This window comes from candidate division KSB1 bacterium (genome assembly GCA_034521575.1).
GTDB lineage: Bacteria > Zhuqueibacterota > Zhuqueibacteria > Residuimicrobiales > Krinioviventaceae > JAXHMJ01.
Genome location: JAXHMJ010000002.1, coordinates 768,802 through 781,992, shown reverse-complemented (window position 1 = coordinate 781,992; position 13,191 = coordinate 768,802). Strand labels below are relative to the sequence as shown.

12 protein-coding genes and 1 pseudogene are annotated in these 13,191 nt (G+C 47.8%); 10 read left to right on the top strand and 3 right to left on the bottom strand.

Annotated features, from left to right (window positions below; translation table 11 throughout):
• Positions 1 to 63 precede the first annotated feature (63 nt).
• The 3 genes from U5R06_06435 to U5R06_06425 form a co-directional block, all read right to left on the bottom strand.
• Positions 64 to 1,083 carry a sodium:calcium antiporter gene (locus U5R06_06435; protein MDZ7722452.1) on the bottom strand — a complete coding sequence of 340 codons (1,020 nt, stop codon included), beginning with the start codon at positions 1,081 to 1,083 and terminating at the stop codon, positions 64 to 66.
• 1,463 nt (positions 1,084 to 2,546) lie between these two features.
• A complete protein-coding gene (locus U5R06_06430; GenBank protein ID MDZ7722451.1) occupies positions 2,547 to 4,517 on the bottom strand; it encodes a YgiQ family radical SAM protein in 1,971 nt (656 codons plus the stop codon).
• A 199-nt stretch (positions 4,518 to 4,716) separates the two neighbouring features.
• Complete coding sequence (locus U5R06_06425; GenBank protein ID MDZ7722450.1) at positions 4,717 to 5,544, bottom strand: cellulase family glycosylhydrolase; 828 nt, start codon at positions 5,542 to 5,544, stop codon at positions 4,717 to 4,719.
• A gap of 116 nt (positions 5,545 to 5,660) precedes the next feature.
• Here U5R06_06425 and radA point away from each other — a divergent pair, with 116 nt between their 5' ends.
• The 10 genes and pseudogenes from radA to U5R06_06375 all read left to right on the top strand — a co-directional run bounded on the left by radA (position 5,661) and on the right by U5R06_06375 (position 13,177).
• The gene (radA, locus tag U5R06_06420; GenBank protein MDZ7722449.1) at positions 5,661 to 7,034 is read left to right on the top strand and encodes a DNA repair protein RadA; all 1,374 of its coding nucleotides are present in this window, start codon (positions 5,661 to 5,663) and stop codon (positions 7,032 to 7,034) included.
• Positions 7,035 to 7,105: 71 nt separating this feature from the next.
• Positions 7,106 to 8,239, top strand: a pseudogene (gene tgt, locus U5R06_06415) (tRNA guanosine(34) transglycosylase Tgt).
• Positions 8,240 to 8,253: 14 nt separating this feature from the next.
• Positions 8,254 to 8,610: a preprotein translocase subunit YajC gene (gene yajC, locus U5R06_06410; protein MDZ7722448.1), complete on the top strand. Its 357-nt coding sequence runs from the start codon at positions 8,254 to 8,256 to the stop codon at positions 8,608 to 8,610.
• On the top strand, positions 8,607 to 9,146 hold the full coding sequence (locus U5R06_06405) for a methionyl-tRNA formyltransferase (GenBank protein MDZ7722447.1): 540 nt from the start codon (positions 8,607 to 8,609) through the stop codon (positions 9,144 to 9,146). The genes yajC and U5R06_06405 overlap by 4 nt, the downstream gene beginning before the upstream one ends.
• Positions 9,143 to 9,538 (top strand): hypothetical protein, encoded by a 396-nt coding sequence (locus U5R06_06400; GenBank protein MDZ7722446.1) that lies wholly within the window; start codon positions 9,143 to 9,145, stop codon positions 9,536 to 9,538. Before U5R06_06405 ends, U5R06_06400 begins: the two co-directional genes overlap by 4 nt.
• 53 nt (positions 9,539 to 9,591) lie before the next feature.
• On the top strand, positions 9,592 to 10,869 hold the full coding sequence (gene rsmB / locus U5R06_06395; protein ID MDZ7722445.1) for a 16S rRNA (cytosine(967)-C(5))-methyltransferase RsmB: 1,278 nt from the start codon (positions 9,592 to 9,594) through the stop codon (positions 10,867 to 10,869).
• Between the two features lie 7 nt (positions 10,870 to 10,876).
• Positions 10,877 to 11,632: a PASTA domain-containing protein gene (locus tag U5R06_06390; GenBank protein ID MDZ7722444.1), complete on the top strand. Its 756-nt coding sequence runs from the start codon at positions 10,877 to 10,879 to the stop codon at positions 11,630 to 11,632.
• On the top strand, positions 11,626 to 12,300 hold the full coding sequence (gene rpe / locus U5R06_06385; GenBank protein ID MDZ7722443.1) for a ribulose-phosphate 3-epimerase: 675 nt from the start codon (positions 11,626 to 11,628) through the stop codon (positions 12,298 to 12,300). The genes U5R06_06390 and rpe overlap by 7 nt, the downstream gene beginning before the upstream one ends.
• Before the next feature lie 145 nt (positions 12,301 to 12,445).
• A complete protein-coding gene (locus U5R06_06380) occupies positions 12,446 to 12,646 on the top strand; it encodes a cold-shock protein (protein MDZ7722442.1) in 201 nt (66 codons plus the stop codon).
• Positions 12,647 to 12,733: 87 nt separating this feature from the next.
• Positions 12,734 to 13,177: a hypothetical protein gene (locus U5R06_06375; GenBank protein ID MDZ7722441.1), complete on the top strand. Its 444-nt coding sequence runs from the start codon at positions 12,734 to 12,736 to the stop codon at positions 13,175 to 13,177.
• Positions 13,178 to 13,191 lie beyond the last annotated feature (14 nt).

The window sequence follows — 13,191 nt, the reverse complement described above, 5'->3', positions numbered from 1 at the left end:
TTGCATATACAGTGTTCACCTGTCAGCAGAGTTATCATAAATAATATTTCACGGTGCAACCGGCTAAAAAACAAGCCCGGTTACGCCTGTGGTCTCCAGGATCATCCAGGTGACAAACAGAACATAGAGCACGAGCAGCAGCACTGCTTCTCCGCGATAAAGAGTGAGTCGCGTTCGAAGTGTGGTGAACAATACAATGGTTGCAAGTGTGAGAAATCCCATCAGGGGGGCAGCAATGGAAAAGTTGACGGCTGAACTGCCGACTATAAGAATACCTGCAGGTACGGCAATCAGCAGGTCAAAGATATTACTGCCGAGTACATTGGCCAAACTAACCACGCCTTGGCCCTTGCGGGCTGTTTTTACGCTGATAAACATATCGGGCAGACTGGTACCTGCCGCTACTACGGTCAATCCCCAAAGCGAACTGGGTGTATTGAGCAATTCTCCCAAACCCAATGCGGATCGGAGAAGCCCTTCCACGCCTGCAATAATCAACAATAGCCCTGCAATCAGGCGTAGCCATTCCCTCAAAGGACTGACTCTGCTATTTTGCTGTACAGAGTTTTCTGCCGCCCATTTTTCCCGTGTGTCCTGCTGCTGAACAAACAGGTACAATCCGTACAGCAAAACGGGCGCCAGCGCAATCGGGCGGGTCATCGAGCCGACAAGATCTGCCCCGCTTACCGGATGATAAATCACGGCAAATGAAAAGGCCAGCAAAAGAGTTGCTACAGAGATAATATAAAACTGGACATCTTTGTAGACAAGATTGATATCTGCCTGCAGCCGCCTGCCAACCAGTCCCGACACTCCGGGAATGACCAGAATATTAAAAATAGCCGATCCGACAATAGATGCAACGCCCAGATCAAAATCACCATGCAAAAGGGTAGAGATGACAGTTGCAGAGAGTTCGGGAAAACTGGACCCGACGGCAGCGATTACAGCACCCTGTACAATAGCAGGGAGACGATAATGCCTGGCCAGTCGATCCGAGGCCAATTCCAGTAAACCGCTGCCTTTCCAGGTTACAGCTGTGCCGATTCCTGCCAGTCCGATGTAGAAAATAAATAGCAACATTAAATCTCATTATTATTAATCAATTAAGAAAATGCACGGCGTCGGTTTAGTTGAAAATAATATCATTTATATCTATAACGGATATAAATTCTAAAATCATTCAAGGATGATGATGGGTAGCGTCAAATTGAGCAGCGTGTCATCACGATGCACTTAGAAAAAAGCTTTGATTAATCATCCTTTTAACGCTTATTATAAACATGATCAGTATCAGAACTAAAAGAGGTTTTAATAGTTATCTGTCAACTAATTTTGGAATTTCCCCTTTATCCTGTCTTGAAAAATTTGTATCTTGAACAATTCTGCCAAAAGTCCCGGGTTTAATTGCATCGTGTTTCCGAACTGAATCAATCTACGCGCAATGGAGGTTTATCGTGCGATACTTGCTTTATCTCTTAATCATTTTCATAACAGGAATCATTCTGCCTGCTTTTGCTCAAAATGAAAATAACATCCGCAACGAGGCAATCACTGTTTTTCTGGATGTGCCGGGAGAGTTCGAGTCTTATATTAAAACCGAAATCCAGTTTGTCAATTATGTGCGCGACCGCAAACAAGCGCAGGTGTATGTGATGATGTCGGAGCAGCAGACCGGAGGAGGCGGCGAGGAATATACGCTGCATTTGATCGGGCAGCAGAGATTTAAATCCATAAATGATACCCTGAAATACGTGTGCACCCGGTTTGCCAGCGAAGACGACATCCGGCGCGGTATCGTCCGGGTGCTGAAAATCGGTTTGATGCGCTACATTCATGACACACCGCTTTCTGATTATATTCATATCAGCTACAACCAGCCGCAGGAAAGCAGAATCCGTGACAAATGGAATTTTTGGGTGTTTAATATCGATGTTGACTGGGACTTGCAGGGTGAGGAAACCCAGAAAGAGTATGAACTGGAGGCGTCGTTTTCTGTGGACCGGGTAACACCGGAATCCAAGATCGCGCTTTCAATCGAGAATGAGTACAATGAAGAACATTTTGAACTGGATGACCGAACCCTGACCAGTATCCGCCGGTCGCGAGAAATTGAAGGCATGTACGTCAAGAGTCTCACAGATCACTGGTCTGTGGGCGGCTATACCGATATTGAATCATCGACTTATTCAAATCTGGATCTGTCCTGCCGTGTGGGACCGGCGGTCGAGTATAATATTTTTCCCTATTCCGAATACACGCGGCGGGAACTGCGTCTGTTTTATCGGCCCATGTACCGGTATTCGGATTATATCAAACCCACTATTTATCAGAAACAATACGAACATCTGATGCATCAGAGTCTTTCGGCCACGTTTGAACTCAAAGAACCCTGGGGATCGCTGAGCTCAACCCTGGAAGGCTCGCATTATCTGCACGATTGGTCCCGCAACCGAGTCGAGTTTTACTGCAATCTCAATCTGCAGCTGATCGAAGGGCTGTCCCTGAACCTGTTCGGAGATGTGTCCATGATCCGTGATCAGCTGTCACTGCCGGCAGGCGGTGCGACACAGGAGGAAATTTTGCTGCGCCAGAAGGAAGTAGCAACCAACTATGATTATTATGTGTCCATAGGGTTCCGTTATACATTCGGATCTATTTACAGCAATGTGGTCAATCCGAGATTCGGGGATTGATAGCGTGTTTGCGGGAATGTGCTTGCTTTTCCGGTTTGGATGATAAGTTGAGATGTCCATGGAATGCGGATTTCCACGGATTGACGCAGATTGTGCTTTGCAATCCGTGAAAATCCGCGTATACCGCGTCAACCGTGTTCCATCATCCGATGATGATTTGTTTCTGCTTTCTCTGCCGCGGTCTTTGTCGACAAAACAGGAGTTGCCGGTGAACGGGTCGCGTTCGGTATAATACATAAGGGTGGACAGGGTGGAAGGCGTCGGAGTGAAAATCTGAATCTGCCTCGGCTTGACTTTAAGGGTGCGCGCGGCAAACTGTTTTAGCTTGTGCATATCCTGTTCACGGCAGCCGGGATGCGCGGCAATGAGATAATAGGTCAGATACTGGTCCTTGCCTGCTTTGCGGGTCAGGTCGTAAAACATATTTACAAACCGGACCAGATCGTCAACCGGGGGTTTGCCCATTTTCGCCAGCACGTTCGGTTCTGAATGTTCCGGCGCAATTTTTAGCTGTCCGGACACATGAGCCCGGACAATTTCGTTCAGATAATCGCGCCCATGCTGTTTATCAGCCAGCACCATATCATAGCGAATTCCGGAGCTCACGTATACGCTTTTGATATCGGGAATGTTTTTCATGCGCCGCAGCAGATCAATCTGCGGCTGATGGTCTATCTGCAGTGTATTACACACAGCGGGATAAAGACAGCGCTTGTCGCGGCAGGCGCCGGATTTTAGTTTTTTCGCGCACTCGAATCCGTACATATTTGCAGTGGGTCCGCCCAGATCGGTGATACGGCCTTTGAAATTCGGGTGCTGTGTCAGAGTACGCGCTTCATTCGTCACGGAGTCCATACTGCGCCAGCGCACGGTTCTTCCCTGATGTACAGCGATGGAACAGAAATGGCATTCACCATAACATCCGCGGTGCGTAGGGATGGAAAATTGTATCGTATCAAGAGCCTTGACAGGGCCCTGCTGCCGGTGATGCGGATGCAGATCGCGCTCAAAGGGCAGCGCGTGAAGACGATCGAGTTCCGTCTGCCTCAGGTAAGGGGCCGGAGGATTCTGAACCAGATAGCGGGTGTCCTGCAGCTGGGCCAGGGGACGGGCATGTTTCGGATCCTGTTCCTGATAAAATGTCATAAACATGTCGGTAAATGCCGCTTTGTCGCGTTTGACTTGATCCCAGGCCGGCAGCACCAGCGCAGTATCAGGGATAGTGGAGGAGATATGGCAAAGTCCTGGCAGATCTGCCGGAGATTCGCCGTTCTGCAGCCGTTCTGTGAGCTGCACGACCGTGCGGTCGGACATGCCGTACAGCAGATAATCGGCTTTGGCGTCGAACAGAATGGAGCGCCGAAGTTTATTCGACCAATAGTCGTAATGGACTATCCGCCGCAGACTCGCCTCAATGCCGCCAAGTACCAGGGGAACGGTATTTTTGAAATAACGCCGAATGAGATTGCTGTAGACAATCACAGCCCGGTCCGGCCGACGGTTGTTCACATTGCCTGCCGTATAATCATCGGATTTGCGTTTGCGCCCGTTGGCCGTGTAATTGGCGACCATCGAATCAATGCAGCCCGAGGTAATGCCCCAAAACAGTCGCGGCTCGCCAAAGCGGGTAATATCTTTGTCCGATTCGATGTCCGGCTGCGGGATAATTGCGACTTTATAGCCGGCGTCCATCAATATATGTCCGATCATAGAAATGCCGACAAACGGGGAATCAATATAACTGTCACCGGTAATCAGGATGATATCCGGATCGGTCCAGCCGAGGCGCTCAAGTTCTTTTCGGGTTGCAGGTATAAACATGATGTTATTAAATGGTTCATATCATAAAAAAGTTTTCTGATTTAACACCGATCCACGCATAGAAATTTCTTTTTTTGTTGAATTTGGGTGTTCAGGTCCAGATGGTTATAGAACGCGGATGACACTGATAAAAAAAAAGTGCACGCGTGAAAGGGTTCCTAAAACTGTGCATAGAGCGGTCATGGTTTTGAAAACGCTCTCAAGGATTCCGGGACTGGAGAGCAGTTTTGAAAAATTTACCCTGTGTGGTTGGCGTAAATGCCTTGTCCCGGATCAGCATGGGCGACCAATCGGCATCAAACACCCAGACTACCCAGGAGACACCTTTTTTTTCAGTGTAAGCGGTGATGGCCTTGCCGTAGGATACGTCACTGATTACCGGTACATGCGCACCGCGTTCATCTTTGAGACAAAAGCCGATTTCTGTCAGAATCACCGGATACGTATCCGCTGCAAATCCCCAGTCCGCTTGCCATTTTTCTTCCCAGGGTTTCTCACGTTTTTGCGGATACGGGTGACTGACATAGGCAATGTTCACAGCATCAATAGGATTCTCTTTGATTGGCGTCAGACCATAGGCCCAGTTGAATCCGGCACAGAGCACAATGGTTTCGCTGTCTATTTTGCGAATGGCGCCGATTATGCGTTCCTGCAATTGTTTCCATTCCGGCCAAGTCATATCGCCGAATTGATCACCGCTGACCGTCGGTTCGTTATAAATTTCATACATGGCCACCACCGGTTCATCCTTGTAACGCTGTGCAATGGTTTGCCAAAACTCGATGGTTTCTTTAACCGTGGTGTCATACATCCGATGCTGGAATTTTTCCTCTTTTAAATTGCCGATCGAGTGCCAGTCAATGATCACATACAGATCATAGGCTCGGGCCAGTTCAATTCCTTTATCCAGCAGCTGCAGATAATTCCCAGGTTTGCGGTTTCGCCAGGCACGGGGATGTACCGGGAAACGGACGATATTAGCGCCCCAGTCTGCAATTTCACTGAAATAATCAAAAGAATTTTGCACATTGATAAATTGACATTAGATTATTTAAAACGCTTGGATATTCAGCGATAATTTAATATGTTAATCTTGAATATAAAATCGGTATTCAACATGACAACAAAAAAATAAGAAAACAAATGGTACGATCCAAACGCGATAAAACGCATTTTGTTTGTCAGGAATGCGGGTCGGAAACGCCTCGCTGGCAGGGCAAATGTCCGGCTTGCGGCACCTGGAACAGTCTGGTGGAAGAAAAAGTACAGGCCACCCAGTCCCGCGACCGGTTGATGAGTATCAAAGAGGGTAGTGAACCGAAACCGCTGGCTGAAATTGACCATCAGCATCTGCCGCGGCGTGCCACTCACAGTCAGGAATTCAATCGGGTGCTGGGAGGCGGTATCGTCCCCGGTTCTGTGATTCTGGTGGGCGGTGATCCGGGAATCGGCAAGTCTACGCTTCTGCTGCAGGAATCCGGTGCACTGAGTTCGGGTAAAGAAAAAGTTCTATATATCACCGGTGAGGAATCCGCGGAACAGATCAAAATGCGCGCTGATCGACTGAAACTCAAAGCCGATGCCCTGCTGATTATGGCTGAAACCGAGATTGAATCCATCCTCAAGGCCATGCAGAACGCGCAGCCGTCCGTGGTCGTTATCGATTCCATTCAGACCATGTATACGGTTTCACTGGACAGCGCACCCGGCAGCGTCAGTCAGGTGCGTGAATGCACACTGCGCCTCATTGAGCAGGCAAAACAGAATAAAATCGCAGTGTTTCTGGTCGGACATGTCACCAAAGAAGGTTATTTGGCTGGTCCCAAGGTGCTTGAACATATGGTGGATACTTTGCTTATGTTTGAAGGCGACCGTGATCAGTTTTATCGTATTCTGCGCACCACCAAAAATCGTTTTGGTTCCACCCGAGAGATCGGAGTGTTTGAAATGCAGGAAAAAGGGCTGATCGATGTACCGAATCCGTCGGCTGTTTTTTTATCAGAGCGCCAGAGTCAGGCCAGCGGCTCGTCTGTGATCTGCTGTATGGAAGGCACGCGTCCTATATTGGTTGAAGTTCAGGCGCTGGCCGCGCCGACGCGCTTTGGCTATCCGCAGCGCACCACCACAGGCATGGATTTCAAGCGCCTGGTCATGCTGCTGGGTGTTCTGGAAAAGCGGTTGGGGTACCGAGTGGGGAGCATGGATGTGTTTCTGAATGTCGTCGGCGGCATCCGTATTGACGAGACCGCAGCGGATTTGGGAGTGATTGCCGCGGTTGCCTCCAGTATCCGCAATCGTGCTATTTCCGACTCGTCCATTTTACTGGGCGAAGTGGGACTGGGCGGGGAACTGAGGTCTATCGCGCACATTCAATCTCGGCTCAACGAAGCGGAAAAAATGGGATTTCGGCGCGCGATCATACCCAAAGGTAATACCAAGGGATTGGAATCATTTGAAAAAATAAAGGTTGTGCCGGTAGAAAATGCTTATGACGCCTTGAAACAGGCCGGAGATTGATCTCGTAATGCAAGAACATGTTGAATTTTAAGGGATTCTTTGTTACATTAATAAATATTTAATTCGGACTTGTGAATTTTAAGATCAAACACATTGATGCAAAAACCGGCGCCCGCGCGGGATTGATACAGACCGATCACGGCAGTATAGAAACACCCATTTTTATGCCGGTCGGCACGCAGGCCTCGGTCAAAGCTTTGTCGCCGCAGGATTTGAATGAAACCGGAGCCCGGATTATTCTGGGAAACACGTATCATTTGTATTTGCGGCCGGGACAAAAGACCATCCATCAGTGCGGCGGTATCCAGCGGTTCAGCAGCTGGAACAAGCCGGTCCTGACCGACAGCGGCGGCTATCAGGTGTTCAGTTTGAGTAAATTCAACAAAATCTCAGAGGATGGCTTTGTGTTCCGCTCACATCTGGATGGTTCCGAACATAAATTTACTCCGGAAAAGGTGATTGACATCCAGCGCGATCTCGGCTCGGATATCATGATGGTTCTGGACGAGTGCGTGGCCTATCCGGCTGAATATCAGTATGCTGAAAAATCAATAGAGTTGACGCGTCAATGGGCCAAACGCAGTCTCGATGCCTGATAATACAAGTCGGTCGCGTTATGATTTTGCACAGACCCTGTTTGCCATTGTACAGGGCAGTACGTTTCCTGATCTGCGCAAAATAAGCGCTCAACAGCTTGTAGACCTGGATTTTCCCGGATACGCCATAGGTGGATTGTCAGTGGGCGAACCCAAAAATGATATGTATGATATGACCGATTTGGTAACCGGATTGTTGCCCCGGAACAAACCGCGTTATCTGATGGGAGTGGGTAAACCGGAAGATGTACTGGAAGGAATAGAACGCGGTGTGGATATGTTTGACTGTATTATACCGACCCGCAACGGACGCAATGGACAGGCGTTCACATCAGCAGGACCTTTGAATATCAGAAATGAAAAATTCAAAACCGATCAGACTGTTTTGGACCCGGAAATGCAGCTCGCTATACCGGCCGGACATTTTCGCGTGCCTATCTCCGGCATCTTATTATGGCTAAAGAATTACTGGTACTAAAACTGCTAAGTTTGCACAATATAACCTATTATATTAATTTGGTAAAGCAAGCTCGCAAGTCTGTCCTGAAAAATAATTTTGCAGAGTTTAAAAAATCATTTTATCATAAACAAGATCAAAAAATTCAATAAACCTGGAGGTTAACATGTACGCAATATTGAATATTATCGCTGCAGCTGGATCCACACAGTCGGGTGAGGGCGGCAGTGCACTCGGTATGTTTCTGCCGCTGATCATCATTTTTCTGATCATGTGGTTGTTGATATTCCGTCCGCAGGCCAAAAAACAGAAAAAACACCAGCAGATGCTGCAGGCTGTTAAAAAAGGCGATAAAATACTGACTGCAGGCGGTATTTATGGCACTGTAAACGGGTTCAAAGAAAATGAATCGATTATTATTCTCAAAGTGGACGATGGCTGCAAAGTTGATCTTTTAAAAAGCTCAATTGCCCAAAATATCACGGCTGAAGAACGCAACAAAGCCGCTCAAGGCAAAAAATGAAACTGATTTTCATGGGCACCCCTGATTTTGCGGTAGTTAGCTTGAACATACTTCAAAACAGCCGTCACACGGTGGCGGCTGTCGTAACGGCCACAGACAAACCGGCCGGCCGCGGACGCAAACTCAAGGCTTCACCTGTAAAACAGGCAGCCGAACGCCACGCTATACCGGTATTGCAGCCGCAATCTATTAAAGATCCACAGTTTATCAAACAACTCAAACGCTACAATGCGGATTGCTTTGTTGTGGTAGCCTTTCGTATACTACCGATTGAGGTGTTCAGTATTCCCCCGAAAGGGACGTTTAATCTGCATGCCTCGTTGCTGCCCAAATACCGCGGGGCCGCTCCCATTAACTGGGCGCTGATCCGGGGTGAATCGAAAAGCGGGGTGACTACATTTTTCATCGACCAGCAGATTGATACGGGTGAGATGCTGTTTCAAAGACAGGTGTCTCTGCATAATGATATGACGGCCGGTGAACTGGCACGATCTGCTCATGCACAGAGGCGCGGACCTGGTGCTGGAAAACCGTGAATGCTGTCGAATCCGGTGATTTTCAACCGGTAAAGCAGGAGGGAGACGCGACCGCTGCGCCTAAATTGAATAAGGAATTGTGCAGAATCGACTGGTCTCAATCCGCTCAATCGGTACATAACCTTATACGCGGGCTTTCGCCTTATCCGGGCGCTTTTTCCGTGCTCCACGGCAAGCGCCTTCAAATTCTTCGCAGCCGTCCTGTGGAATTCGCATCGTCCAATGCTGCTCCCGGTACAGTGATACGGGTTGAAAAACAGCAGGTGACTGTTCAGACCGGAAATGGACAGATTGCGCTGCTGCGGGTGAAACCCCAGGGCAAGCGGGCCATGTCAGTCGAAGAGTATGTACGCGGTTATTGCATTCAAACGGGTGATGTCTTTGAAAATTAAAGCCGGGACCTCTTATACAGCGCGCGGACTGGCTTTGGAAGCGGTCAAACGGATTGAGCAGGACCAGGCGTATACGAGATCCGGTACTGGATTCGATTATGAAACAAAACCCGCTCTCCGGACAAGACAATGCGTTTCTGAACGAAATCGTACGCGGCACCATCCGCTGGAAAAATCGGCTGGACTGGATTGTAAAGCAGCGTTTCAAGGGAAAATCGGCGGATATGCCGCTGACCGTCCGCTGGATTTTGTGGCTTGGTATCTATCAGGTTTTATTTACGCATACGCCGCCGTTCGCTGCTGTGAACGAATCCGTGAATCTGGTCAAGCAGAAAAAATATATGCGATGGACCGGAGTGGTCAACGGGCTTTTGCGAAATCTCATTCGCCACCCGGACGCTGTGCGTTACCCCAATCCGGATAAGGATCCGGTCGCCTATCTGTCGATTACACAGTCTCATCCCGAATGGTTGGTGAAAAAATGGATAAAAGAGCTTGGTTATCAGGAAACACAGCAGCTTTGTCAGGCCAATAACCAGCCGGCAGGTGTTACGCTGCGCGTTAATCCGCGTATAATATCAGAAAAAGCTTTAATCGAACGTTTGCATCAAAAGGGCATACAGCTGAAATCAACAGGGTTGAGCGGTTATTATCATGTGATCGATAATCAACCCAAAGTATTAAACAAGTTTTTGCACGCCGGAATGCTCAGCATACAGGACATGAGCGCCGGGTTGCCGGTTCGTCTCATTGACGTTGTGCCGGGTGATGTGATTCTGGATGTCTGCGGCGCACCGGGCGGTAAATCAGCCGCCCTGGCAGAACGTTGGGATGAACAATGTCAGATAGTGAGCGGCGATATCAGTCCAGGTCGCAGTAAATTGATTGAAAGCACCCTGAAACGGCTGAATTTACAGCATGTTTATCCTGTGACGGCGGCTGCACAACAATTTCCCGCTTTAAACGTCGATACCGTTTTGCTGGATGCACCATGCTCCGGACTCGGAGTTCTTCAGCGCAAAGCCGATATACGCTGGCAGCGTAAACCCACGGATATTTACGACCTGTCTTTGCTGCAAAAAGACTTGATAAATGCCGCAGCCTCGCATGTCAAGCCGGGAGGCCAGCTCGTTTATTCAACCTGTACGGTCTTACGCGAAGAAAATGAAGATATCGTCCATGCATTTTTAACAAATCATCCAGAGTTTACACTGAAACCAGCTACAAACATCCCGGATGATTGTATCACACAGGCAGGGTTTGTACGTACATGGCCGCACAAACATGCTATAGACGGCAGTTTTGCAGCAAAATTCATTCGCAAGGAATAGTAACGGCATGGAAAAAACAAAACATATTTTACGTGATATCGGTCTGGCCGCGTTGGTCATCCTGATTGCCTATATCGCTATAGTTTACCTGATTCTGCCCCTTTACACCCGGCACTGGCAGTCCATTTCCGTCCCCCATGTAACCGGCATCAGTCAGCGCGCTGCTGAAAAAGTCTTGCAGGATAAGAATCTGGAACCGGTTAAGGATATTGAAAAATTCGATGACAGGGTGCCGCCCGGATTTATTGTCTTTCAGAATCCGGAACCGGATCGGGAAGTGAAGAAGAAGCGACGAATTTATCTTGTCATTTCCAAAGGATATCGTACCATTCAGATGCCGGATTTGATCGGTATACCCATTCGAGACGCCCGTTTTTCATTACAGGAGAATCAGCTCGAGATCGGGCAGATTGAATACACATTTCATCATTTATACCCTGAAAATGTGATTATTGAACAAAGCATCGAACCTGGCTCGGATATTCCGGTCAAGAGCAAAGTCGATCTGGTCTTAAGTTTGGGCAGTGAGCCCGAGACCATAATGGTGCCTTCTCTGACCGGGAATAAACTGGAAGAAGGTCTGCTTAAAATAAAAAAAGCGGGGTTGGTAGCCGGTCATGTCAATATCCGAGAAACCACAGTTTTCCCGGATAAAACCATTATCAATCAATCCATATCATCGGGACAGATTGTCAGCAGAGGCGATACACTCGATATCACAGTAAGCGACAATCCGACAGCAGGAAAGGAACAGGCATGGTAAAAATAGCTCCGTCCATACTCAGCGCTGATTTCTCTCAATTAAAGGAACAGGTGAAAACGGTTGAAGAGGCCGGTGCGGACTGGATTCATTTCGATGTGATGGACGGACATTTTGTCCCGCAAATCACGTTCGGACCTATCGTTGCCCGGGGGGTTCGTAAAATCACCAAACGTTTTCTGGACGCTCATCTGATGGTTCATACACCGGACCGGTTTCTTGAAGAGTTTCAAAAGGCCGGTATCAATCAACTTACCGTGCATGTGGAAGCGGCTTTGCACCTGTGGCAGACCCTGCAGCGGATACATGAACTGGGACTAAAAGCCGGAGTTACAATGAATCCGGCCACACCTGTTGATTGGATCCATAATGTGCTGCATAAGGTAGATAATGTGCTTGTCATGACCGTAGAGCCCGGATATGGAGGTCAGACATTCCTGCCCGAAATGCTGAAAAAGGTGGAAGCGCTGCGCGAACTTAAAATTAAATACGGCTATACTTATGAAATTGAAGTGGATGGAGGAATTGATACCCAAACTGCACCCCTGGTAACCCGCGCAGGCGCTACGGTACTGGTTTCCGGCAGCTCAATTTTCAATGCAAAGGATGTCTCAGCGGCCTTGAAAGATATTAAAAAAGCAGCGTTGAACGGCCTCAACCAAAAAGTTTAAATAAAGCTTGACAAATTAAGCACTTATTAGTATATTTCAAGCCTGATTTGTAGAGGGAGTAAGCGGAAGGATCGTCTCAACTTAATGTTGGAAGCATATCTACAAATCAGTTGAGCGTTCCATAGTCACAATCGGAGGTTTTACCATGCAGAGAGGGAGAGTTAAATGGTTTAATGATTCCAAAGGTTACGGTTTCATTGAACAGGATGAAGGTGAAGATGTGTTTGTCCATTTTTCAGTTATCGAAATGGACGGCTTTAAAACTCTGGCAGATGGTTCCGAAGTTGAATTCGAGTTTGTTCAAGGTGATAAAGGCCTTCAGGCCACCAAAGTGGTTTCTGCCTGACATCTTTTGACTCCCTAATCAAAACCCCGCATTCAATTGTGGGGTTTTTGGTCTCTTAATGGCGATGTTGGTTTATCGGTGCGTAATATGAACACAGTATTTAAAGAAAAAGATATTAAAAAAATTTCAAAGACGCTCGGTGTCGAACCCAAGTTTAAGAGCAACAACTACAGGTTTGAGCTTTACAATGAAGAGCGGGGAAATAAACTTTCGGTTGAAATTTACCCGGATTTACAGATTGGCTCACGCAAAGGCAATCTGGTTAGCGTTTATGCACCCAGCGCTCATTTGCAGTTACACTTTTGCACCGGCTATGTGGTCAGTGATATGCTTGGAGAAGTCACTTTTATAGGAGAAAGCGGTGGAAAGCTTTCAGGTTTAATTGTTGAAAAAGAAGCCGGCTGCAGCCTTTATACCAATGTTGATCGTGAACTTTTATCCGGAGATTTTTCAAAGCTGGGTCCGGAAATTATGCTGTCCGGTGTAGCCTTGTCTCTTGTAGACGATATTTTGCCGGATGATAAAGACTGACCGGCAGATGCTTT